The 21,454-nt window shown below is 44.6% G+C and carries 20 protein-coding genes and 2 pseudogenes; 2 read left to right on the top strand and 20 right to left on the bottom strand.

Translation table 11 applies throughout. From position 1 onward, the window contains the following. Positions 1-110: 110 nt before the first annotated feature. The 9 genes and pseudogenes from asnB to KP77_RS03745 all read right to left on the bottom strand — a co-directional run bounded on the left by asnB (position 111) and on the right by KP77_RS03745 (position 8,650). On the bottom strand, positions 111-1,946 hold the full coding sequence (gene asnB, locus KP77_RS03700) for an asparagine synthase (glutamine-hydrolyzing) (protein WP_041121387.1): 1,836 nt from the start codon (positions 1,944-1,946) through the stop codon (positions 111-113). A gap of 48 nt (positions 1,947-1,994) precedes the next feature. After that, positions 1,995-2,438 carry a GNAT family N-acetyltransferase gene (locus KP77_RS03705; RefSeq protein ID WP_041121388.1) on the bottom strand — a complete coding sequence of 148 codons (444 nt, stop codon included), beginning with the start codon at positions 2,436-2,438 and terminating at the stop codon, positions 1,995-1,997. Then, positions 2,413-3,264, bottom strand: a complete 852-nt coding sequence (locus KP77_RS03710; protein WP_041121389.1) for a GNAT family N-acetyltransferase — start codon at positions 3,262-3,264, stop codon at positions 2,413-2,415. The genes KP77_RS03705 and KP77_RS03710 overlap by 26 nt, the downstream gene beginning before the upstream one ends. 57 nt (positions 3,265-3,321) lie before the next feature. Continuing rightward, a pseudogene (locus KP77_RS03715) lies at positions 3,322-3,694 on the bottom strand (DUF302 domain-containing protein). A 57-nt stretch (positions 3,695-3,751) separates the two neighbouring features. Further along, complete coding sequence (gene abc-f, locus KP77_RS03720) at positions 3,752-5,317, bottom strand: ribosomal protection-like ABC-F family protein (RefSeq protein ID WP_041121390.1); 1,566 nt, start codon at positions 5,315-5,317, stop codon at positions 3,752-3,754. Between the two features lie 498 nt (positions 5,318-5,815). Continuing rightward, entirely contained in the window at positions 5,816-6,595 is a 780-nt protein-coding gene (locus KP77_RS03725) for a sulfite exporter TauE/SafE family protein (RefSeq protein WP_041121391.1), read from the bottom strand. A 33-nt stretch (positions 6,596-6,628) separates the two neighbouring features. Next, positions 6,629-7,105 carry a DsrE/DsrF/DrsH-like family protein gene (locus KP77_RS03730; RefSeq protein ID WP_041121392.1) on the bottom strand — a complete coding sequence of 159 codons (477 nt, stop codon included), beginning with the start codon at positions 7,103-7,105 and terminating at the stop codon, positions 6,629-6,631. Between the two features lie 57 nt (positions 7,106-7,162). Beyond that, positions 7,163-7,426, bottom strand: coding sequence for a metal-sensitive transcriptional regulator (locus KP77_RS03735; protein ID WP_041121393.1), 264 nt, complete (start codon positions 7,424-7,426; stop codon positions 7,163-7,165). A gap of 411 nt (positions 7,427-7,837) precedes the next feature. Next, a complete protein-coding gene (locus KP77_RS03745) occupies positions 7,838-8,650 on the bottom strand; it encodes an STAS domain-containing protein (protein WP_041121395.1) in 813 nt (270 codons plus the stop codon). A gap of 147 nt (positions 8,651-8,797) precedes the next feature. Here KP77_RS03745 and KP77_RS03750 point away from each other — a divergent pair, with 147 nt between their 5' ends. Next, positions 8,798-10,015 carry an MFS transporter gene (locus tag KP77_RS03750; RefSeq protein ID WP_041121396.1) on the top strand — a complete coding sequence of 406 codons (1,218 nt, stop codon included), beginning with the start codon at positions 8,798-8,800 and terminating at the stop codon, positions 10,013-10,015. Positions 10,016-10,062: 47 nt separating this feature from the next. Then, a complete protein-coding gene (locus tag KP77_RS03755; protein ID WP_052473941.1) occupies positions 10,063-10,452 on the top strand; it encodes a sporulation protein in 390 nt (129 codons plus the stop codon). Between the two features lie 42 nt (positions 10,453-10,494). On the opposite strand, the gene fdhD is transcribed toward KP77_RS03755, so the two are convergent. From fdhD to KP77_RS03810, 11 genes and pseudogenes are all read right to left on the bottom strand, one after another. After that, complete coding sequence (gene fdhD, locus KP77_RS03760; protein ID WP_041121397.1) at positions 10,495-11,307, bottom strand: formate dehydrogenase accessory sulfurtransferase FdhD; 813 nt, start codon at positions 11,305-11,307, stop codon at positions 10,495-10,497. Between the two features lie 58 nt (positions 11,308-11,365). Then, positions 11,366-12,640, bottom strand: coding sequence for an L-lactate MFS transporter (locus KP77_RS03765; protein ID WP_041121398.1), 1,275 nt, complete (start codon positions 12,638-12,640; stop codon positions 11,366-11,368). A 410-nt stretch (positions 12,641-13,050) separates the two neighbouring features. After that, a pseudogene (locus KP77_RS03770) lies at positions 13,051-13,593 on the bottom strand (DUF1641 domain-containing protein); the annotation flags it as partial. Beyond that, positions 13,586-16,573 (bottom strand): formate dehydrogenase subunit alpha, encoded by a 2,988-nt coding sequence (gene fdhF / locus KP77_RS03775; RefSeq protein WP_052473942.1) that lies wholly within the window; start codon positions 16,571-16,573, stop codon positions 13,586-13,588. The pseudogene KP77_RS03770 and the gene fdhF, both read right to left, overlap by 8 nt. 265 nt (positions 16,574-16,838) lie before the next feature. Next, positions 16,839-17,351 (bottom strand): MogA/MoaB family molybdenum cofactor biosynthesis protein, encoded by a 513-nt coding sequence (locus KP77_RS03780; RefSeq protein ID WP_041121401.1) that lies wholly within the window; start codon positions 17,349-17,351, stop codon positions 16,839-16,841. 9 nt (positions 17,352-17,360) lie between these two features. After that, positions 17,361-18,368 (bottom strand): GTP 3',8-cyclase MoaA, encoded by a 1,008-nt coding sequence (moaA, locus tag KP77_RS03785; RefSeq protein WP_041121402.1) that lies wholly within the window; start codon positions 18,366-18,368, stop codon positions 17,361-17,363. Further along, positions 18,355-18,966, bottom strand: coding sequence for a molybdenum cofactor guanylyltransferase (gene mobA, locus KP77_RS03790; RefSeq protein WP_052473943.1), 612 nt, complete (start codon positions 18,964-18,966; stop codon positions 18,355-18,357). Before mobA ends, moaA begins: the two co-directional genes overlap by 14 nt. Beyond that, a complete protein-coding gene (locus KP77_RS03795; protein ID WP_041121403.1) occupies positions 18,963-19,193 on the bottom strand; it encodes a MoaD/ThiS family protein in 231 nt (76 codons plus the stop codon). Before KP77_RS03795 ends, mobA begins: the two co-directional genes overlap by 4 nt. After that, positions 19,190-19,639: a molybdenum cofactor biosynthesis protein MoaE gene (locus tag KP77_RS03800; protein WP_041121404.1), complete on the bottom strand. Its 450-nt coding sequence runs from the start codon at positions 19,637-19,639 to the stop codon at positions 19,190-19,192. Before KP77_RS03800 ends, KP77_RS03795 begins: the two co-directional genes overlap by 4 nt. 3 nt (positions 19,640-19,642) lie before the next feature. After that, complete coding sequence (gene mobB / locus KP77_RS03805; protein ID WP_041121405.1) at positions 19,643-20,146, bottom strand: molybdopterin-guanine dinucleotide biosynthesis protein B; 504 nt, start codon at positions 20,144-20,146, stop codon at positions 19,643-19,645. Continuing rightward, positions 20,140-21,396: a molybdopterin molybdotransferase MoeA gene (locus KP77_RS03810; RefSeq protein ID WP_041121406.1), complete on the bottom strand. Its 1,257-nt coding sequence runs from the start codon at positions 21,394-21,396 to the stop codon at positions 20,140-20,142. Before KP77_RS03810 ends, mobB begins: the two co-directional genes overlap by 7 nt. Positions 21,397-21,454: the final 58 nt, after the last annotated feature.

The raw sequence follows: 21,454 nt of genomic DNA on the forward strand, positions 1-21,454 counted from the left end.
TAAACCAGCACAAATATTTGGTAATAAAAGGCGCCGACCATCTTTTTAGATGATCAGCGCCTTTTATTTTAGTCTTTGGCTAGTTTTTGTCCCAGCCTCTTTCTATATACTTACACGTCAAACTTCACCCCATACATATCAAACCAGGCATCCAGCTGAACCAGATAGGCGATCAGCTGTGGGCCTTTCATTAACTGACCGAACCAGGGCACTTTGAATGAGGCACCGTCAGTCTGTATTAATTCTTCAAGATTGGCACGTTCGAACAGTTCAGGTAATACTGACTGGCTTTTTGATAAGGCTTCACTGAGCATGTGCTTGACTGCTGCTGTATATGCCGGGTGGTACGTTTTAGGGTAGGGACTCTTCTTCCGGTACAGAACTTCGTCAGGAAGCAGACCTTCAAGTGCTTTACGAAGGATACCCTTTTCCCGGCCGCCGAGCTGTTTCATCTCCCATGGGATATTCCAGGCGTATTCCACAATCCTGTGATCGGCAAATGGCACGCGCACTTCCAGGCCTGCAGCCATACTCATCCGGTCTTTCCGGTCGAGCAGTGTGGTCATAAAGCTAGTCATATTTAAGTAGGCCATTTCACGACGCTTTTGAGTCAGCTCATCTTCCCCATCAAACTCAGGTGTTTCTGCTCTGATCATGCGGCTTTGTTCGATCATACTGTCTGCCAGCAGCAGTTTTCCTCTCCACTCAGGCTGCAGCAATGTCTCTCTTTCCTGCACAGACGTAATCCACGGAAACCCTTCCCGCATCAGGAGTTCTTCACGCTGAAACCATGGGTATCCCCCAAAAATCTCATCTGCACATTCCCCGCTCAACGCTACTGTGAAGTCTTTTTTCACCTGTTCGCAAAACCATAACAGAGATGAATCAATATCAGCCATACCGGGGAGATCATGTGCGCGTACAGCATCCTTCAAGCGCTCTGCAAGCTCTGACTGCGAGATCACTTTATCATGATGGACTGTCGAGAGATGAGCAGACATTTGACTGATCCATGGCCCGTCATCACTCGGTTTAAATTGATCCGGCTTATAATGCAGATCGTTTTCTTCATAACTGATCGAGCACGTATGAAGTTTTTCATTCAGGTGAGCCACTGCTGCAGCGCTGATTGCACTTGAATCCACACCGCCTGATAAAAAGGTGCAGATCGGCTTATCAGATACCAGCTGTCTGCTGACAGTGTCCTCAAAAAGCTCTCTCAGGTACACAGCTGTTTCCTCTTCATTGTGTGTGTGATTCTCACTTTTCACATTCCAGTAACGCCACTTTTTCAAACCCGTTCTGGTGTATTTAAAGGCATGAGCAGGTCTCAATTCATTAATTCCTTTAAAAACACCGCTGCCAGGTTTTCTTGCCGGTCCGATGCTCAGTAACTCCTGCAGACCCTCCCTTGTGATCAGTGCTCTCTGATGCGGATGTGCAAGAATCGCTTTTAACTCAGAGCCAAAGATCAATTCACCCTCTTTTTCTGCATAAAAAAACGGCTTTACCCCAAGTCTATCACGTGCCCCAAAGCACTCTTCCCGCTTGTGATCCCAAACCGCAAATGCAAATATGCCGTTAAAATGAACAGGACATTCCTCTCTCCATTCGATATAAGCCCTGAGCACAACCTCTGTATCAGATCTGGAGATAAACGAATGCCCTCTCTTTTTTAATTCGTTTCTGAGTTCATCTGTATTATATAATTCACCATTATAGATCAGCGTATATTCGCCAGCCGCTGTTTTGATATTCATTGGCTGTGCACCGCCGGCAGGATCTATGACCGTCAGACGTGTATGCCCAAACAGCGCATGATGCATTGCTTTGATACCAAATGCGTCAGGCCCTCTTTTACCAAGTGTACTGACCATCTTCTCTATGGTTTGCCATTCGCTAGTCAGCGGGCGTTTCCAGCTGATCCAGCCAGTTATTCCACACATACTCTGCCACCGCCTTTCATCAGGCATTATATGTGCAGATAACGCGGATTAGAACGTATAGCGGGCGACCTGCTCACCATCCACCATAAACCCTTCCTGTTCCTTAAAACCCATTTTGGTATATAGGTCTTTGGCAAATGTATTCTCCGGTTCATAAGAGAGCGTAATCGTTGTATGGCGATCTTCTTTACGCTGTCTGATATCCTCTATCACACATTCAATTGCTGCTCTCCCGTACCCTTTTCCCTGATGTTTTTCATCAATCATCATTCTGTACATCCAGTATTCACCATCATCTTCATCTATGCCATATAACGTGAAGCCCACCATTTCATCTCCAGCATAAATTCCCTGAGCAACAAATTCAGGCAGAAAATTCAGCTGTGCCAGTGAAACAGCATTGGAGGCAACAAAATATTCCTGATCCTCCCTCACTTTCAGGCTGATGGCTTTTAGCCAGTTGTCTTTATTGATTTGTTTGAGATGGACCATGTTTATTCTCCTTTTTATAAGCTTTGATCAAGTCTGCAACCGGAATGCCGTCTATTGTCATTCCTGATATATTGCAGTTTTCAAGCGCTACTCCCGACATGTCAGCTGTCCTGAAAACAGAACCGCTCAAATCAGTGAACCAGAATGTTGTGTGTTGAACTGTCGCATCAGCGATAAGGCTTTCAGATAAATTCACGTTTTGAAATCTAGCCTGTTGCATCGCTGCATTTGAAATATGTAATGATCTTATATTTGCATCTGTTATTTTCACTGACTGTGCGTTAACAGAAATCAATTCTGCCTGAGAGTAGTCCTGATCCTGCCTCTGGTTAAAATCATTTTTTGAATCCTCATGGCCATCAAGCTTCTTTTCAAACATTAACTCCTCTGTTTCCCACACACACGTATACCCCACTGCCTCGTAAAAATGGCGGTTGTTTATCTGTTTTGCGGAGGTTTCAAGCTTCCAGCGTGTGACGTCGGGATAGATTTTTTCAATTAATTGAATAGCCTCTTTTCCATAGCCTTTCCCCTGCTGTTTTTGATCAATAAATATCCGGTCAATCCTTGCGTAATGAGAGGCAGGTATTGTTAAAATGACTCCGCCAATTAACGTATCACCTTTATATATCCCATAAGTATGAAGATGCATGATCATATAAGACATCATATCTTCAGAATCATAACCGGGCGGCTGAATATTAGCGTCATTCTCCCCTTCAGCAAGCCAGACAGACGCCTCATGACTGAAAACTGCCGCTGATAAAGCTGTGAGCTCCTTGATCATTGAGTTATCTGCTTTGATTAGTTTCATTTCACTTTGCATACCTGATTCCCCCATAAATAAAGGCAGCGCAAAAGAGCGCTGCCGTTCCTTTGTTTTCTATATACTCTTATCCATACACCCAATCAGACGCTGCTCAATGTCAGCAGCAAGTGTTTTAATCTACCATCTGGATGAGCGACGTCGGTTTAGGCATACCTATTTTTGTCGTTCCATTTTCATCGTACACAACCATCTTACAAGGCAGGAAGTAACCTGCTAACAGGTTTTTCTCCAGTACATTTTTCGCTTCTTTAGGGTTACATACTTCAAGCACATGATAAGTCTGATCAAAGTCCAGCCCTTTTTCCTGCAGCTTATTTTTGATATCGAACTGCCACAGGACGCCGAACTGTTCTTCTTTCAGGTTGTTCTCAAGTGTTGTCATTGCTTCTTCAACTGACTGTTTTGTTTCCACTGTGTAATGAAACATGATGATGCCCCTTTCTGAATTAAGGTTACATCATTACAATACCCTGATGAGTATTAATTAATCAGAAAGCAGGATCTGTTTTCTTTTGAGAAGCTGTTTGAATTCCAGGTCCAGTTCCTCACTCGGCGTTATGCTGAGACGGCTTAATACTTCAGTTATTTTCGTCTCTACCTTTAGCAGTTCATCCGCTGTTTCATCATGTTCTTTTGGCTTATGCTCACGATACGATTTGAAATCCCCATCAAACACTGTCAGCTTTCCGTTCTTAATTTCAAGTACTCTGTCTGCGATTTTAGTGACCATTTTCCGGTCATGCGTGATAAAAAGCACTGTTCCCCTGTATTCTTTCAATAACCCCTCAAGCGCCTCGACTGCCTGAATATCAAGGAAGTTCGTCGGTTCATCCATGATCAGCACGTTCAGATTGCTGACAAATATTTTAGCAAAAGCCACCTTGACCCTTTCTCCTCCTGAGAGTACATGAACCGGCTTGAATACATCGTCACGGTAAAAATGCAGACGTGCCAAGATGGTTCTGACAATATCCTCTGTCTGAATTGCATCTTTCATTACATTTTCTAAAATGGTTTTATCCTGTTTCAAAATATCAAGGTTCTGACTGAAGTAGCCAAACCTGACTGATGGTGACACTTTTATTCCTTCATGGGCGGCAAGGATTGCCTTGATCAGCGTCGTTTTACCAGTACCGTTACCACCAATTAAAGCTGTTTTCTGCCCGCCTTTCAGATAAAAAGGCTTAAGTGCAAACAACTCTTTATCTCCGACCCTCAAGATCTGTTCTTCAAACCGGATAATCGGGCGGCCTTTCATATCTGATTCATTCGGCAGCGTCATTTTAATAGGAGCCGCTTCTTTCGGCCGCTCAATCTTTTCCATCTGATCCAGTCTTGTTTCAAGCGCTTTTGCAGTCTGTCTTAGCTTCTTTTGTTTCTTTGCAAAATAAGGTTTTGCGTTTTTAGCTGATGAGGCTGTTCCATCTGTCGGCTTTACTGTTGCGCGTTTTGCCCGCTTTTCTTTTTCTTCAATGGCTGCTTCGAGCTGCTTTTTCTTCCGTAAATATTGTTCATGTGCTGCTTCCTGCTGACGGAATTCAAGCTGTTTGTGGTCAGCATAGTCCTGATAATTGCCCTTGTACTCTTTTAGACGGCCATCTTCAATCTCCCATATTTTTGTACAAAGCAGATCCAGAAATGTCCGGTCATGCGAGACAAGAATCATTGAACCCTGAAACCTGGACAGGTGCTGCTCAAGCGTTTTTACGCGCTCCACATCGAGATTTGTCGTCGGTTCATCAGCAAGCAGCAGGTCAGGATTCTCTGCAAATGCCTGGTTAATATAATCCTGCGTAACTTCGCCGCCGCTTTGTACAGTATCCGTGCGCTTCAGCTGCGGAAGAAGGGTGATCCGTCCATTTCTGAAGATCTCCTCTTCCTCCTGCTGAATCTTTCCACTGATCAGATGAAGAAGCGTGGATTTCCCGGAACCGTTTTTACCAACAAGTCCAATCCGGTCTCCTTTTCTGATTTCCAGGTCTTCAATATCAAAAAGTACCCGTTCTCTCACTGCATAATGAATATTCTTTATTGAACAAATGACAGTCATGTTCTCATCCCCTATTTTTTCTTTATAGGGACAAAAAAGCCCCCTGTCCGTTTTCACAGACAGGGGGCACTTTGGGTATACGCAAATAAACCACGACAGCTGTCGTGAGCGCAAACCCGGAGTGGATCAATCCTATCTGGAAAACGGATGATGCGTGTGAAGACAGACTGGTTGCGTGTGTCATTCAGCACTTCATTCATCTGTGTTTTCAAAAAGAGGATTAGTTCCACATTCGCCCGGGTCACCCTTTCGTTGTTTGTTATCATCATCTTATGGCAAACAGTTATTTTCTGTCAAGGACTTTTGAGGGATAGTGGCGAACGGATGGGGTGGTTCAGAAGATTAACGCTAGTGTTCAGGAGATTTCGACGGTAGGCCATGAAATTAACAAGATGGTTCATGAAATCATTCCATTGGACCTACACAACTTCCATGATATTTTCTGCAAAAAAATCTGGCTCCCCCCAGAAAAGTTCATTCCAGGGTCACCAGATCGTTTTACATCAGAATATCCAGCCAGATTTTAATGGCAGTTGCTAAAATAATCAGTGCCAGTAAGATCTGCAGAATTTTCGTGTTCATTTTTTTACCCAATTTGGCACCAAGCGGCGCAGCGATTAAGCTCGCAACCACCATCACGAGTGCAGGCAAATATTCGACCTGCCCTGTTGTGACTTTACCAATTGTTGTGCCAATCGAAGCGATGAAAGTAATCGCAAGTGATGAAGCAATCGTTACCCTTGTTGGAATCTTCAGAACGACCAGCATAATCGGTACGAGTAAAAATGCACCCGCTGCTCCGACAATACCGGCACTGAATCCTACAATGAACGCTAAAATTGCAGCAAGCCATTTATTAAATGTAATCTGATCAAAAGGAATATCCTCCCGACCCTTTTTAGGCACAAACATCATAACAGCTGCAATGAGTGCCAGTACGCCGTACACTGTATTGATTGTCGCTTCAGACATCGCCTGTGAGCCTACACCGCCAATCAGACTTCCGATCAGCACACTGACGCCCATATAGATAATCAGCGTTTTATTCAGATATCCGCCCTTACGATAAGCCCACACTCCGCCAATGGTTGCAAAGAATACCTGTACAGCTGAAATTCCGGCAACTTCATGAGCCGAGAATGCGGCAAGACCAAATAACGGCGGGATATAAAGCAGCATCGGGTATTTTATAATTGAGCCGCCGATCCCAAGCATTCCGGAAATATAAGAGCCTACAAATCCAATTAAAAATAATACAATAAACAGTTCAATACTCAAAACTCAGCCACCTCCTGGCATTCTCTTTTGGACTTAGATAAACAGATTCACATTCCCGTCTTCTGCATCTGCCAGGTATGCTGCAACGCCTGCATATTCAATCTCTTCAAGCAGTTCTTCTTTGTGAAGCCCCAGAAGATCCATTGTCATTGTACATGCCACAAGCTTTACATCCTGTTCCTGAGCCATTTCAATCAGATTCGGAAGTTCCATGGCATTATGCTTTTTCATAACACCTTTAATCATTTTTTGTCCTAGACCACCGAAATTCATTTTTGACAGTCCCATTTTATCTGCACCCTTAGGCATCATTTTTCCGAACATCTTTTCCATACCGCTCTTTTGAACTTCCACATCTCCATCTTTACGAAGTGCATTCAATCCCCAGAATGTATGGAAAATCGTTACTTCATGATCGTAAGCTGCTGCACCGTTTGCAATAATATAGGCAGCCATCGCCTTGTCGTAGTCACCGCTGAATAATACAATTGTCGTTCGTTTCTTTTGCATAAATGTAAATCCTCCTAAATTAATTTACCCTATGGGGTATATTTTTTTTCAAAAAAATTACCTGCTTTTCACAAGCAGGTTCACCGCTTCTTTGATTACATCGTCCGGCTCAAGATTTTCGTCTTCGTTTGCTTCTCTGACGCATGAGACCAGATTTTCACTCACGACTAATCCAATTGTCCGGTCGATCGCAGTACGGATTGCTGACAGTTGAGTCACAACATCCTTACAATCTTTTTCTTCTTCCATCATTGCAAGTACACCGCGAAGCTGACCTTCCACCCGCTTTAGACGGTGAATAGACTGCTTTGAATAATCCATTAAGTGAACCTCCCTTGCTTGTTCAATGTTTATTACACGATTTATAATATACCCCACATGGTATATTGTCAAGGTGTTTATTCTTTTTATCTTCCTATCCGGCAATTAGATGGTAGTGACCGCCGATCCGGTTGCAGTAGCTGCTCCACTGAATTAAAATCAGTCATTTCAAAAATAAAGGCTTTGTTAAAGACCAATGATGTTTTCACAGCTGATGGTTGGAGCGGAAGGGGAACGACTCCAGCAGGAGAAGCGTGACAGGTGAGACCCCGCAAGCGCCCCGCGCTGAGGAGGGCCGATTGAACCGGAGCCAAAAGACGGCTCATGCGGAAAGCGTTCCCCCTGAAGCGGAAATCAGCAGCCAGATTTAACAAAGCCAAAAATAAAAAGGCCGCATCAGCAGCCTTTATATTAGATCGATAACCCTTCTATCGCTGATTTTAAATTTTTGCGGATCGTCATCCCTTCGAATTTAATACCGATTTCTACAACGGCTTGTGCAATTTCAGGACGCAGACCGGTTAAGATTGTTTTCACGCCGATCAGTTTCAGTGAATCAATGACCTGGGACAGTTCATTTGCCACCATTGTATCGACAGTCGGTACACCTGAAAGGTCAAGGATCAGGGTTGAATTGCGCAGTTCAATACATTTATGAAGCGCAACTTCTTTTAAAATTTTTGCACGGTCATCATCAAGTTCGCCGATTAATGGCAGAATCGCTACATCATCATTCAATCCCACTACCGGAACTGAATACTCCATGACACTGCTTTGTGCTTTTTTCAAATAGCGCCGGTAATCTTCAACATAAGTCATTGTAAATTCACGACCGGCTTTATTAATAATCGGTTCGATATTAAAGTTGATCTCTGTGACTTCCTGTGCGGTGAAGTTCAGGTTCTCCTGCTTTTCAAGAATCAGATTCCAGATCATCATTCTGAGCTGTGAAAGAAGACTGAGACCATCGTCGAGCTCGATTCCTCTCTGGACAGCGGACTCTCCCGTTTTGTGTGCCCATTCGATTACCTGCTCTTCTACAGTCAAAGGATTATTTTCTTTAATCGCTGTACCTATATAAAAAATCAGATCACTCTGCAGATCAGTCAGTTTTTTTTCGTCATTCTTCGACAGCATTAAGTCAGGGCTGCCACCATCGAGCTCCAAGGCCAGTTCATTTCTTTTTTCAATTATGTATGCACCCAATTGTTCATATGCTTTCATTCACAAATCCCCCCTAATGTTGTCGAATCTCTATTCATATGTTCTCCTATTTTTCGTCAAAAGTAAATGTTAAATATCATGTAGACAAACGAAATAGTTTACCGCATACTTTTTCAGTAGAAACATGAGAGAAAGAAGGTTCATTGAATGCTGCACAATCGTAATGTTTGGATACTGCTCTGCGGAGAGTTTATTGCAGGAGTGGGTTTATGGCTTGGAATTATTGGGAATCTGGAATTTATGCAGGAAAAGGTCCCTTCAGACTTTGTAAAATCACTGATTCTTGGAGCAGGGCTTCTGGCGAGTATTCTGATTGGACCGCTAGCAGGCAGACTGACAGATCAGCTGCATAAAAAAACGGTGATGCTGGGCTCAGGCTTTGTCAGAGCAGCCAGTGTTATTTTTATGTTAATCGCTATTCAGCAGGACTCAATTTTATGGATGATTGTTTTCCTGATTTTTATTCAGGTTTCAGCAGCCTTCTACTTTCCTGCACTTCAGGCGGCGCTTCCGCTTGTTGTTGCTGAAAAAGATCTGCTGCAGTTAAATGGAATACATATGAACGTGGCTACCTTATCAAGGGTACTTGGGACTGCCGTCGCAGGTGTATTAGTCGTGCAGCTGCCGCTTTCCCAGGTATATATTCTTTCACTGGTGTCGTACCTCGTATTATTCGGGCTCACCTGGCTGCTTTCATTTGAGGAGCATAAACCGGAACCTCTGCCTTCTGAAGGCAAACGGTCTGCAGGTTTTAAAGAAGTATTCCCTATCATCAAAGGGCTGCCCATTGTCATGATGACACTGATTCTGACACTGGTACCGCTTCTGTTTATTGGCGGGTTCAACCTTGTTGTGATTAATATCAGTGAAATTCAGGACAGCTCAGCTATTAAAGGGTGGATTTATACGGCTGAAGGTGTAGCATTTATGGTTGGAGCGTTTGCAATTAAAAGACTTGGGGAGACATTTTCGCCTTACACGATATTATTTACTTTTTCTTTTGTCATTGGGTTCTCGCAGCTGATTTTATATTTCGCTGCTATACCGTTTTTATCAATTTTATCATTTATTATCTTCGGCTTTGCCGTCGGCTGCTTTTTTCCGACAGCTGCTACGATTTTTCAGACGAGAATTCCAAAAAAGTTTCACGGCAGGTTTTTTTCATTCAGAAACATGCTTGACCGGATCGTGTTTCAGGTTGTCCTCTTAATGACAGGACTGTTTCTTGATCTGATTGGTCTTGTCTATATGGTCATTATTTTCGGCGTGTTTTCTCTTCTGATGACAGGGGTATTTTATATGAGGTTTGTGCGGCTTCAAAACAGTGAAAAACTTGCTTCAACACCCGGCGGTATGATTAAGTGAAACCAATCAGGCATTTCTTTCGTATAGTGATTAAAGGACGGGATGACATGTTTAACAAACTGACAAATATTTTTTCAAACGGTAAAGGAAAAGTTGATTTAGTCTTAGATCAAAACGTTTTAATACCGGGATCTCAAATTACCGGAACTTTCTATTTACAGGGTCCAAAAAAGAAGAAAAAGGTATCTCGGCTTGAATGTGATTTGATGGCATTTGATCCAAAACACTTGAATGAAAAACCTGTTGAAATTGCAACAACCATTTATATGTCTAAGGAGATTGATGCTTCGTTCTCAAGGGAAATCCCTTTCTCCTATACTATACCTGAGCACCTAAAAGATAAAAGTGATCAGTGCAGATACCGTTTCAGAACGAAATTAATCTTTGAAGATCAGATTCAATATATTGATCACGATGAACTGAAAACAGGTTCATAACGCATGAAGACCGGGAAACGGCATAGGCTGTTCCCGGTCTTTTCAGTATACTGGTGCTTCCTTCAGCTGAATACGTTCAGGACAGGTATAGACGTTCAAGGAATCCTCTCTGACAAAACCGACTGTCGTCATTTGTAATTCCTCAGCAAGTTCGAGCGCACGTTCTGTTGGTGCTGACTTTGAGATCACGACTTCACAGCCGATCTTCGCCACCTTCAGCAGAATTTCCGAGGATAATCTTCCGCTGAATACAATGACTTTCCCTTTCACAGATACCTGATTACGCAGACAATACCCGTAAATCTTATCAAGCGCATTATGTCTGCCAATGTCCATCCGGGACAGAACGACCTCGTCTTCCGTACAAAGGGCTGCGTTATGAACACCGCCGGTTTCCCTGAAAGTATCCGCAGACTCCTGAAGCTGCTCCATCAGATGAAAACACTGTTCCGGCTTCAGCTTCACTTGCTGCCCTGTCATTTTTTTGGCAGTCATCGCATCATTTGCAAAAACAAACCCCTGGCGGCTGCCCCCGCAGCAGGATGTGATATACCGTTTGTTCTGCAGCGCATCATAGAGTGGATTAAGCTGGTCAGCTGTCACATGAACGAAGCCATTTTTCTGATCCAGACGGATAGAGGTAATCGCATCAGGATTTCGGATGACACCTTCTGATGCCAAATAGCCGACTGCCAGATCTTCCATATGTTCAGGAGAACAGACGACGGTTACAAACTCTTCGCCGTTCAGTTTGATTGTCAAAACCTCTTCAGTGACGACTGTATCCTCAGTCCGCTCTGCCACACCATTACGTATTTTCAGTATGCTTCTTCGTTTAATGGATTCTGCGCTCATTTACTGTCCTCCTTTTTGTGTAAAAAAGTCCGGGCACATTCGCCCGGACTTTCAGGCATCAGCTCGTTGCTTCAGCCGGTACACGATTTTCTTCACGGATTTTCTTAATATTAACACGGATTAATAGTGAAACGATAAGCGCAACGACGAAGGCACCGGTAAAAATGTACATTGTCAGCGCATAACTGTTTGTTGCTTCTTCGATACGTGTTACAACGCTCGGTCCTACAAGTCCTGCTGCTGCCCATGCTGTCAGGATATAGCCATGAATCGCACCAAGCTGTTTTGTTCCGAACAGATCTCCAATGAATGCCGGAATAGAAGCAAAACCTCCGCCATAGCATGAAAGAATAACGAAAATTAAAATTTGGAAAATCAGTGCATTCGTTACATTTGGCAGAAGGACAAATGCTGCGATTTGTATAACAAAGAATGCTGTATACGTATTAGGGCGGCCAATATAATCCGAAACAGATGCCCATCCAAGACGCCCTGCTCCGTTAAATACACCCATAATACCAACCATCACTGCAGCAGCTCCTGCAGACATGCCGGCTACTGACTGCGCCATTGGTGAAGCAACGGAAATAATCGCAATTCCGCACGTTACGTTGATAAAGAGCATCGCCCAAAGCGCCCAGAAGCGGACTGTTTTGACTGCTTCATTTGCTGTCAGTTGGGCAAGGTCTCCAGTATCTTTGTTTTCCTGTTTTTCTTTCTTTTCTTCCTGCGTCATCCCTTTAGGTACATAATCAGCAGGCGGCTTCTCAAGATACAGAGAAGAGCTGAACATTAGCACAAAATAGATCGCTCCGAGTAAATAGAATGTGCCTGAAATCCCGATATTATTAATGAGTGCTTCCATCACGGGACTGGCAATCATTGAAGCGAATCCAAATCCCATGATCGCAAGTCCTGTAGCAAGCCCACGTCTATCAGGGAACCATTTTACAAGTGTGGAAACCGGTGTAATGTAACCAATTCCAAGTCCGATTCCGCCTAATACACCATAAAAGAAATACAATAAGTACAAGTTTCCGATACCATCAGCAAAACCAGATCCAATCATACCGAGACCAAAACTGACTGCTGCGACCATGCCGGATTTTCTTGGACCGTGCTTTTCAACAAAGTGACCCATAAAAGCGGCTGAAAGACCTAAAAATAAGATGGCGATACTAAAGATTAATGCAATGTCACTTGCTGCCCATCCGTGTTTCTCATTTAGAGGATTTGAAAATACACTCCATGAGTATACTGATCCGATTGATATGTGAATACCTACCGCTGCTGCTGCAATCAGCCAGCGGTTTTTAAGCTTTTTTTCGGCCATTGTTGTTCCCCCTTAGGATTTGAGACTGGGACAAAAACGTTTCGGTTTTTTAACCGGTTCACTTCGCTGCAGGCGGCGCTTTCCGCAGGGACGGCGCTGAGCCTCCTCGGCTGCGCCTGCGGGGTCTCACCTGTCCGTCTTATCCTGCTGGAGTCGCCGTCTTCCGCTCCGCTCACCTCAGGTAGTGCTTAATAGAAATATGGTTATCAAACCCTCAACTTCTGCCCAATTTGATTTTAATATTATTTTTTCTTCAGCCAATACGATAACGGTATGGCTGCCAGTGCAAGTCCGGCCGGCAGGAGCCAGCTGTTTTTCGTAGAGGAACCTGAATCGCTTTTAACAGGAGCCGAGTGATTATTCAGCTCATGATATTCAGTTGTGAAGATATCACCGTTCCAATCTGATTCTTCTTTTTCTTCATTTTCATCGTCTCTTATTTTCTGACTTTCCGGTTTTTGCGTCGTTCTTTCATGCTCGTCCTGTTTGAATCCAAGTCCCTTCAGAAAAGCTGCGCCTACTGCCATGGCGCGCTTTACTTCCGGGTCATTTAAAGAACGGAGAAGGGTAAAGTACCCTCCCTGCTCGTTCTTTTCATCCAGTTCTGCGACACGAGCAATTCCTTTATTCACCTTCAGGATCAACGGCTCCAGCTGCTGAACGTTCAATGTGCCGAGTGTACCGACCATCAGCAGGAGGTTTTTAATACTGTTTGTTGTTTCTTTTGAATCCAGTGTTTTGACAATGACATCAAGTACTTTATCCCCTTCAGCGAAAAGTGAAGTACCCATATCAAGCACACCGCGTTTTTGCATGTGCTCGATCATGTCAAAAATCTCATGAATCGCTTCTTTGTTATTAAGCAGCCTGGTTTTAAGCTCCTCAAGATCACGCTGACGAATCTCTTCTTCACTGAATTCCATGCGGTGAATCACTTTAGTCGCTTTAGCCACGCTTAGACGCCTCCTTTCTGAGTTTCACAAGGTCACCTGGGAATACATAGTCTTTACGTGCCCACTTTTTATCTACTCTGACACCAAGCTGTGGCTGAGGGTTTCCGTTTCTGTGATTGGTTCTTGGAATCGGTCTCTCACCTTTTGGCTTCAGCACTTCCATTTTTGCACTGATTTCTTTGTAGGCAGGCGTATCTGTATCTTTGTCAGCCTGTGAACTCGTCAGGAAGTTGATTGCACCTTCACTGTTATCGTTCATTGGCAGATACACTTCTTTTCCTTTTACGCGGTCAGTGATCAGACACTCTACTTTTACTGCACCATATGGAGATGTCAGTCTGACTAACGTGCCGTCTTCAAGCCCTCTTTCTTTTGCAAGCTCTTCCGATACTTCAAGGAATACATTAGGCGTTTTCGATGAGATTCCTTTAGATTTATAGGTCATGTTCCCTTCATGGAAATGCTCAAGCAGACGGCCATTATTGACGTGAATATCATATTCCTCGTCAAACTCAAGCGGTTTTGTCCAGTCAACCGGGAACAGACGTGCTTTGCCATCCGGGAATGGGAAATCTTCAAGGAACAGAAGCGGCGAGTCAGTTCCATCAGCAGCTACAGGCCACTGAAGACTCTTATAGCCTTCCAGTCTTTCATATGTCACACCTGCATATAGCGGTGCAAGTGAAGCTGCTTCTTCCATGATTTCACTTGGATGCGTGTAGTTCCAGTCTGCACCCACACGATTTGCAAGGTCCTGAATAATTTCCCAGTCAGGTCTTGAATCACCAAGCGGCTCAAGTGCCTGATACAGACGCTGTACACGTCTTTCAGTGTTTGTGAATGTGCCATCTTTCTCAAGACTCGGGCTTGCCGGAAGAACAACATCAGCGAATTCCGCAGTCTTCGAAAGGAAGATATCCTGAACAACAAAGAAGTCCAGTTTTTCAAATGCTTCATGCACATAGTTGATATTAGAATCCACAATCCCCATGTCTTCACCCTTCAGATACATCATCTTCAGGTTGCCCTCATGAATGGCATCAATCATTTCATGGTTGTTTAATCCATTTTCTCCAGGAATCTTGGCATTCCATGCTTTTTCATACTTCGCTCTGACTTCATCATCAGATACTTTTTCATAACCCGGGAAACGGTCAGGCATACTGCCGAAGTCACTTGCACCCTGTACGTTGTTGTGACCGCGCAGCGGATAGCTTCCTGCACCAGGCTTACCATAGTTACCTGTGATCAGCAGAAGGTTTGAGATCGCCGTACTTGTATCACTGCCTCCTGAGTGCTGCGTAACACCCATTGCCCACAGAACTGAAGTCGTTTTTGCATTGTGGACTTCTTCAGCAATCTGAATCAGCGTTTCTTTTGAAAGACCAGTTGCTTCAGACGCATAATCCAATGTGAACTTTTCAAGGTTGGCTACATATTCCTGAAGACCGTTCACGCGGTTATTCAGGAATTCTTCATCTGCCCAGCCCTGATCAATGATATATTTCGTTACAGCTGACAGCCAGACAAGGTCAGACCCTGGTTTTGGCTGGAAGAACAGATCCGCTCTTTCTGCCATTTCGTGCTTTCTGATGTCTGACACCAGTAAGCGCTGACCGTGCAGTTTGTGTGCACGCTTCACGCGTGTTGCCAGTACCGGATGAGACTCAGAAGTGTTGGATCCGACAATCAGGACAAGTCCTGCCTGTGCGATATCAGTAATGGAGCCGGAGTCACCGCCGTGCCCTACCGTTCTGAAAAGACCCATCGTTGCAGGCGTCTGGCAGTAACGTGAGCAGTTATCCACATTGTTTGTTCCAATTACACCTCGTGCCAGTTTCTGCATCACGTATGATTCTTCATTTGTACACTTAGAAGAACTGATAAATGCCATTGAATCGGCACCGCTCTTTTCTTTATGTTCTTTCATTTTAGAAGCAACAAGGTTCAGTGCTTCGTCCCACTCAGCTTCTCTGAAAGCATCTCCTTCACGGATCAGAGGCTTCGTGATTCTTGCATCACTGTTAACAAAGTCCCAGCCGAATTTACCTTTAACGCAAGTGGAAATGCCGTTTGCAGGTGCGTCCACTGAAGGTTCGACTTTGAGGATTTTGCGGTCCTTCGTCCAGATATCAAAGCTGCAGCCGACACCACAATATGTGCAGACAGTCTTTGTCTTTTTGATACGGTCTTCACGCATAGCAGATTCTGCATCTGAAATGGCAAGGATTGAGCCATAGCCTGTTTCAACGTTCTTCGTAATTTCAATCATCGGGCGAAGTGTATTTTTCGCAAGGCCTGTCAGGAATCCAGCCTCCCCTTCCATCCCTTTTTCCATCATGGCATTACATGGACAGACAGTTGAACAGTGTCCGCATGATACACATGATGATTCATTGATTTTAGAATTCTTATCCCAGATGACACGGGGCTTTTTCAGTGTCCAGTCAATGGTCAGTGTTTCAGTGACCTGTACATCCTGACACGCTTCCACACAGCGTCCGCATAAAATACACTGGTCCGGATCATATCGGTAGAATGGATTGGAATCATCCACTTCATAAGGCTTTTCTTCGAATGGCATGCTCTGATGGTTGACTTTCATGTCCTTGACGGTGTTATGTATTTCGCACGTGCCATTGTTGTAATCACATACTGTACAATAGAGCTCGTGATTTCTTAAGATCCGGTCCATTCCGACGACCTGCGCTTCTTTTACATCAGCAGATACGCCATCAATAGCGTCTCCTTCTTTCAACTGCGTTGAACATGAACGGACAAACTCTCCATTCACCTTTACAATACACGTATCACACGTCTCAATTGCTCCGAGACTCGGGTGATAACAAACGGATGGTACTTCAGTCTGGTGATCTTCAAGTGCCTGCATTGCAGACAGATGTTCACTAATCACAGCCGGTTTGCCGTTAATCGTTACATTAATTTGACCTGACACATTGATCTCTCCCCCGTAATAAATTTTGCTGAGCTGACAGCTTTTTTATAAATATTCAGTTTTCGCACCTGGTCATAAATACCCTAAAGAATGTTTCGTAAAACTAGAATCTCTGAAAAAAGACATATTTTCGACAAATTTTTTGAAGGCATTGGCAGCAGGAGATTAAACGGACGCGACCTCACAACCGGTCTAAAGCTGCCTGGGATGGGTTGATACCTCCTCTCCCCTTAGTCATGCCCTCTTTTTCAAATTAAAAAACCGCAGCTCCGGCCGCGGTTTTACTCAACTACTCTTTATTCATTTCACGTACGACATGACCAAGCTCAGGTAAAATCAGCTTCTCCATTGCAAGCTTCACTGCACCGGTCGAGCCCGGCGTCGAAAAGACAGCTGTCTTCTCAGCGATTCCTGCAGCAGCACGGGACATCATAGCTGCTGAGCCGATATCTTCTGCATAACTTAAATAACGGAAAAGCTCGCCAAAGCCTGGAATCTCTTTTTCAAAAAGTGGTGTAACGGCTTCGATCGTGACGTCACGCGGTGCAAGTCCTGTACCGCCATTGATCAGCACTGCCTGGATAGTGTCATCTATCAGCCCGTCCCTGACTGCACGCTGGATTAAAATGATTTCATCAGTGACGATTTCGTATGACGTGACCTGATGACCTGACGCTTCAAGCATATCGATCATCCGCCTGCCGCTCTTATCTGTTTCTTCATTCCTTGTATCACTGACTGTGATGACTTTGCAGGCAACTGAATCCGGCGCCTCTTTTTTATGTTCTTCATGCAATTGCATTCAGCTCCTTTACCCGCCGATATAAGACATTTCAATTTTCGGACGGTTTTTAGCCGTTTCTTCTGTTCTTTCATCGGAATAGCGGTCTTTTCTTACACGCCAGATTGACGCTACAGCCTCTGTAAGACCGGCATGATCCTTCGTCTGAACTGCTTCTTTCAGATCGAAGCCTTCTGTTGCAAAGAGACACGTATACATTTTCCCGTCTGCTGACAGTCTCGCACGTGTACAGGTTGAACAGAACGAATCTGATACAGAAGAGATCACCCCGACTTCAGTGTCTGTGCCTTTATAAATATAGCGGTCAGCCACTTCACCGTAATAATGAGGGTCAGCAGGCTCCACTTCGAATTCTTCACTCAGCATTGTAATAATTTCTTTTTTCGTTACGACAGAGGACATTTTCCAGCCGTTCGTACTGCCAACATCCATGAACTCAATAAATCTCAGCATCACACCGCGCTCTTTAAAGAAGCGAGCCATCGGAAGGATCTGATCGTCATTGACCCCTTTTTGCACAACCATATTAATCTTCACTTCAAGGCCAGCTTCAATCGCAGCATCTATTCCCTTAATCACAGGCTTTGTACTGACATTACGTCCATTCATTTTTTTAAAGACGTCTTCTTTAATCGCATCCATACTGATATTGACACGCTGCAGTCCTGCCGCTTTCAATTTACCTGCAAGCTTTGGCAGCATCATCGCATTAGTCGTGAGTGCGATATCTTTAATGCCGGGAATACGTGATAGTTTCGCAATCAGCTCGTGAAGATCTTTTCTGAGCAGCGGTTCCCCGCCAGTCAATCGGACCTTTTCCACGCCAATTTCACTCATGGCAGTAACAAGCTTCTCGATCTCATCAAAAGTCAGGTACTGCTCTTTTGGCATGAATGCAAAATCAGGGCCAAATATTTCTGCCGGCATACAGTATCCGCACCGGAAGTTACATTTGTCGGTAACGGAAATGCGAATATCGTGCAGCGGCCGCTGATAAAAATCTTTAATCGGTTCCATCCGTTCTCCTCCTCTGTGCGGTACGTTTTAAATGTTCATACGTCTGCTGATCGTTAATATTACTGAAAGCTTCTTCTGCGATGCCAAGCTCCGTATGGGGTATTTCCTTCCACTTCACCTGATCAAAAAAACTTTTCATACGGAAATTTCCGTGCTCAAGCTGCGCTGTAATGACTGGCATACAGCTTGCTGCATAGATAGCTGAAAGCGGCTGCAGTCGTCCGTTGACTGAGGGGATGAGTGCCTGCAAATCGCTTTGTTCAAAATAAGCCTTCAGCTTCTGTGCATCGCATGCAGTAAAAAGCGGCATATCACAGGGCAGGGTCAGGACAGTATCTCCACCTGTCTGCTCCATCAATGCGTACAGGCCTCCGAGCGGTCCGCATGATTCATATGGCGCCAGATCAGTGATGCGTTTACCTTTGAACTCACTGAAATCTCCAAGCTGATCTTTTCTGACTGACAGCACCACTTCATCACATACCGGATTTAAAGCGTCAACTGCTCTTTCATAAAACGGGGTGCCATCCCAGTCAGCGAAAGCTTTCGGGCGCCCGAAACGCCTAGACTCCCCACCAGCCAGTACAGCGCCAATCACCCTCCGCTCACCGGCGGGATCAGTGCAACCGTGTCATACTCAGTAATCTGATCATCCGGGAATGCATACTCCTCATTAATCGCCACAAGCACTGAGTCAGTCTGAATATGATACTGACGCTGAACCTCTTCAAGCAGTTCTTTGACTGTCAACTCTTTTTTATCAATATGAATATGATTGCCTCCTGCAAGTTCTTTCAGGTGGGCAAAGCAGTTCACTTTAATCATCTGATTTCCTCCTTTTCAGGAATACCGGCACTCTTTTCAAGCTGATCCCCAATCCACTCTTCGCCGTCTTCCCACTTTTCTTTTTTCCAGATCGGGACGATTTCCTTAATCCGTTCAATCGCATATTCATTTGCCTCATATGCATCTTTTCTGTGAGGCGTGGATACGGCGATCACTACGGCAATATCTGATATACCCAGTTTCCCTGTTCTGTGGGAAATCGCTGTCATCGCATCCGGCCAGCGCTCTTTGATCTCGTCTCCGATTCTCTTTAACTGCTTTTCAGCCATCGAGGCATATGCTTCATATGTTAAGTAAAGCGTGCGTTTTCCTTTTGTGAACTCTCTTACGGTGCCTGTAAATGTCACGACTGCACCTGCTTCAGGACGCACAACTTTATTTGAGATTTCTTCAATTGACAGTGGTTCTGATGTTACTGAAAACATGCTTTACGCCTCCTTTAGCCACTTGATCATCCATGCTGTATACGCTTTCTGATCAGCCCGGCGAAATACCGGTACACTTATATCAGAAAGAGGCAGATCAGTAATGACCGCCTGAATATTTTCACACTCTTTTAAAAGCTTTTTATCCTGATCGTCTTTTATAATGACAATCTTGCTGAACGGTTCTTTTTTATATCCTTCTACAAGGATAACATGAAGGGGGAGGGTCCTGTAAAAAGTGAGCAGTTTCTCTAAATCTGCCAATCCCGATTCCGACTCAATGATAATTGCGCCTTCTCCTTCAACTGCACTGATTGCAGCGCCAGCCTGGAAGTGACGGCTGCTGTCTTTTGTGGAATCAGCATAGTCAGGTGATCCTCCGTGCCCGTGATGTTTTATCGTTCCGGCTTTCAAACCATGAACTGAAACAGCCTTCACCAGCTGATTCATTACAGTTGTTTTGCCGCTGTTTTGATAACCGACTACCTGCAGGATCTTTGCTACCACGGCATCCCGCTGCTTTCAGCTGTCTCAAGCAGCGCAACCTTCACCTGATCCCCTGCAGTAAAACCTCTCGTTCCGCCAGGCAGGATAATCAGGCAATTCGTTGCAGCCAGCGAACTGACAGCGCTCGATTTGTTAAAACCCGATGGACTTGCTTCAAGTCTGCCATGTTTAATTGAAGCCGTTCCTCTGACAAAGCGCGTAAATGGATTCGGCTTTGTGAAGTCTGCACCAAGCACTGCATCCTCTACCGGCAGATGAGGTTTTTCATTGCCAAGCATCCGTTGAATCACAGGCCTTGTAAACAGTTCGAATCCGACATAACAGGCAGACGGATTTCCTGAGAGTCCGAATAGGAACTGCCCGTTTAAATGCGCCACAGTCGTAACACTTCCAGGGCGCATCGCCACCTTATTAAATAGCACTTCAGCACCGAGACGGCTGTATACTTCCGGAAGAAAATCGAAGTCTCCAACAGATACCCCGCCTGTTGTGATCAGAATATCAACTTCATTAAGCGCCTCTTTAACAGATTGATAGCATGCTTCAAGGTCATCTGTGAGCTTGCCAAGCATTTTGACTTCTGCTCCCGCTCTTTTAATCTGTGCAGCAGCCATCAGGGCATTGCTGTTTCTGATTTTACCAGGTTCAAGCGGTTCATTGACTTCGAGTAATTCAGAGCCTGTTGCAAGCACGCCGACAACCGGCTTTGATGCTACACGAACAGTCTCGTAGCCAAACGTAGCAAGCAGTGCCACAGTTCCCGGATTAATCACAGACCCTTTTTCTACGAGGACTGTCCCTTCTTGCGCATCCTCACCTTTAAATGAGATGTTGTCTCCCTTGTTGAATGAACGCTTAATCCTCATCACACCGGGTTCAGGCTCGGAAGTAAGCTCAAGCATAACGACTGCGTCGCACTCAGCGGGCATCATCGCACCAGTCATGATACGTGCCGCTTCATTTTCAAGGACAGGAACAGACTGAACTGCTCCTGCGCCAATCGTTTCTGTTACGCGAAGGTCGAGCGGATTCTCCCTTGAAGCGTGTACAGTATCTGCTGAGCGGACTGCAAAACCGTCGTATGGTGAGCGGTCGAATGGCGGTACGGGATGAGTGGCAGTCAGATCTTCTGCCAGCGTTCTGCCAAGAGCATCCTCTATATGTATGTGTTCAGTTTTTGATGTAATTTCTTTTGACATGACGCGCTGAACGGCTTCAGCAACAGGGATTGGTTTTCTTTGTTCAAGCATGTCTTACACTCCTTTCTTGTCGTGCTACAATGGTTGTATTAATAAAATGAGGTGATAT

Origin of the sequence: Jeotgalibacillus alimentarius, assembly GCF_000829445.1 — a bacterium.
GTDB lineage: Bacteria > Bacillota > Bacilli > Bacillales > Jeotgalibacillaceae > Jeotgalibacillus > Jeotgalibacillus alimentarius.

Coding starts and splice junctions, on each gene's coding strand:
- asnB (WP_041121387.1), bottom strand. CDS start 1,946: ATGTGTGGAATAACTGGCTGGATCAGCTGGAAACGCCCGCTGACTAGC.
- KP77_RS03705 (WP_041121388.1), bottom strand. CDS start 2,438: ATGGTCCATCTCAAACAAATCAATAAAGACAACTGGCTAAAAGCCATC.
- KP77_RS03710 (WP_041121389.1), bottom strand. CDS start 3,264: ATGCAAAGTGAAATGAAACTAATCAAAGCAGATAACTCAATGATCAAG.
- abc-f (WP_041121390.1), bottom strand. CDS start 5,317: ATGACTGTCATTTGTTCAATAAAGAATATTCATTATGCAGTGAGAGAA.
- KP77_RS03730 (WP_041121392.1), bottom strand. CDS start 7,105: ATGCAAAAGAAACGAACGACAATTGTATTATTCAGCGGTGACTACGAC.
- KP77_RS03735 (WP_041121393.1), bottom strand. CDS start 7,426: ATGGATTATTCAAAGCAGTCTATTCACCGTCTAAAGCGGGTGGAAGGT.
- KP77_RS03745 (WP_041121395.1), bottom strand. CDS start 8,650: ATGAAAGCATATGAACAATTGGGTGCATACATAATTGAAAAAAGAAAT.
- KP77_RS03750 (WP_041121396.1), top strand. CDS start 8,798: ATGCTGCACAATCGTAATGTTTGGATACTGCTCTGCGGAGAGTTTATT.
- KP77_RS03755 (WP_052473941.1), top strand. CDS start 10,063: ATGTTTAACAAACTGACAAATATTTTTTCAAACGGTAAAGGAAAAGTT.
- fdhD (WP_041121397.1), bottom strand. CDS start 11,307: ATGAGCGCAGAATCCATTAAACGAAGAAGCATACTGAAAATACGTAAT.
- KP77_RS03765 (WP_041121398.1), bottom strand. CDS start 12,640: ATGGCCGAAAAAAAGCTTAAAAACCGCTGGCTGATTGCAGCAGCAGCG.
- KP77_RS03780 (WP_041121401.1), bottom strand. CDS start 17,351: ATGCAATTGCATGAAGAACATAAAAAAGAGGCGCCGGATTCAGTTGCC.
- moaA (WP_041121402.1), bottom strand. CDS start 18,368: ATGGAACCGATTAAAGATTTTTATCAGCGGCCGCTGCACGATATTCGC.
- KP77_RS03795 (WP_041121403.1), bottom strand. CDS start 19,193: ATGATTAAAGTGAACTGCTTTGCCCACCTGAAAGAACTTGCAGGAGGC.
- KP77_RS03800 (WP_041121404.1), bottom strand. CDS start 19,639: ATGTTTTCAGTAACATCAGAACCACTGTCAATTGAAGAAATCTCAAAT.
- KP77_RS03810 (WP_041121406.1), bottom strand. CDS start 21,396: ATGCTTGAACAAAGAAAACCAATCCCTGTTGCTGAAGCCGTTCAGCGC.